Origin of the sequence: Nocardioides sp. NPDC057577 (assembly GCF_042801335.1) — a bacterium.
Classification (GTDB): domain Bacteria; phylum Actinomycetota; class Actinomycetes; order Propionibacteriales; family Nocardioidaceae; genus Nocardioides.
Window position 1 is genome coordinate 1 of record NZ_JBHVGB010000357.1, and the last position, 1122, is coordinate 1122.

The following is a 1122-nucleotide window of genomic DNA, read 5'->3' on the forward strand; positions in this document are numbered from 1 at the left end:
ACATCAGCCACAAGGCACGCTCTCTCGCATGTCCCACGACTGTGTGCTTCTCGGGACGGGATGGGTCGGGTCGGGTGAGGCCCGGCAGGCAGGAAGGAAAAGAACCAGAGTTCAGCCACGGTAGTCAGGCCGACCCGCGCGGTTCAAGTTGTTGTCCACAGGCTGTGTACAGCAGGGGGTGCTGTGGAGTCGGTTTGACCGGATGGCGTAGCCGCGCGTACCGTGACCAGGTCGAGTTGTCGATGGCTGCTGCCGCCTGCCTCCGATGGGCAAACATCACGATCTGTGATTGTGAAGCGGTGCACTAAGGCGTTTACGCGAGTTCCTCGTGGGCGCACGGTGACAGCCAGGCGATGTCCCGCCAACACACGAATCATTTCTGGAGCCCCCGAGTGAGCAAGCGCACCTTCCAGCCGAACAACCGTCGTCGCGCCAAGACCCACGGCTTCCGACTGCGCATGCGTACCCGTGCCGGCCGCGCGATTCTCGCGAACCGCCGTGGCAAGGGTCGCGCAAACCTGTCCGCCTGATCGCGGTCAGGTCATGACGTGCTGCCTACCGAGAATCGGCTGAGGCGGCGCGAGGACTTCGCGGTCGCTGTACGCCGGGGACGTCGGGCCGGACGCCCGCTTCTCGTCGTGCATCTACGCAGCGGTGCTACGGACCCGCACGTGACAGGGGAGAGTGCTCCCCCGCCACGTGCGGGTTTCGTTGTCAGCAAAGCAGTGGGTGGAGCAGTCGTACGCACGGCGGTGAAGCGCAGGCTTCGTCACCTGGTCCGCGATCGGCTTGCTCTGCTGCCCCCCGGTAGCCTTGTTGTCGTACGAGCGCTGCCCGGTGCGGGTGACGCCGACCATGCACAGCTGGCCCGAGACCTGGACGCCGCCCTTCAGCGGCTGCTGGGAGGGGGCGCGCGATGAAGTACCCGCTGCTGGCTCTCATCAAGCTGTACCAGTGGACGATCAGCCCGCTTCTCGGGCCTGTCTGCCGTTACTACCCGTCGTGTTCCCACTACGGCTACACGGCCATCGACCGGCACGGAGCCGTCAAGGGCACGGCGCTCACGGCCTGGCGCATCCTGCGGTGCAATCCGTGGTCGCCGGGCGGTGTGGACCATGTTCC

Annotated in this window: 3 protein-coding genes; all 3 read left to right on the forward strand. The window is 65.8% G+C overall.

What is annotated here, in order from left to right:
* Positions 1-392 precede the first annotated feature (392 nt).
* Positions 393-530 carry a 50S ribosomal protein L34 gene (gene rpmH, locus ACFU7D_RS29760; RefSeq protein WP_014047156.1) on the forward strand — a complete coding sequence of 46 codons (138 nt, stop codon included), beginning with the start codon at positions 393-395 and terminating at the stop codon, positions 528-530.
* Between the two features lie 18 nt (positions 531-548).
* On the forward strand, positions 549-920 hold the full coding sequence (gene rnpA / locus ACFU7D_RS29765; RefSeq protein ID WP_378874157.1) for a ribonuclease P protein component: 372 nt from the start codon (positions 549-551) through the stop codon (positions 918-920).
* A partial coding sequence (gene yidD / locus ACFU7D_RS29770; RefSeq protein ID WP_378874159.1) for a membrane protein insertion efficiency factor YidD occupies positions 917-1122 on the forward strand: 206 nt, incomplete at its 3' end. The genes rnpA and yidD, both read left to right, overlap by 4 nt.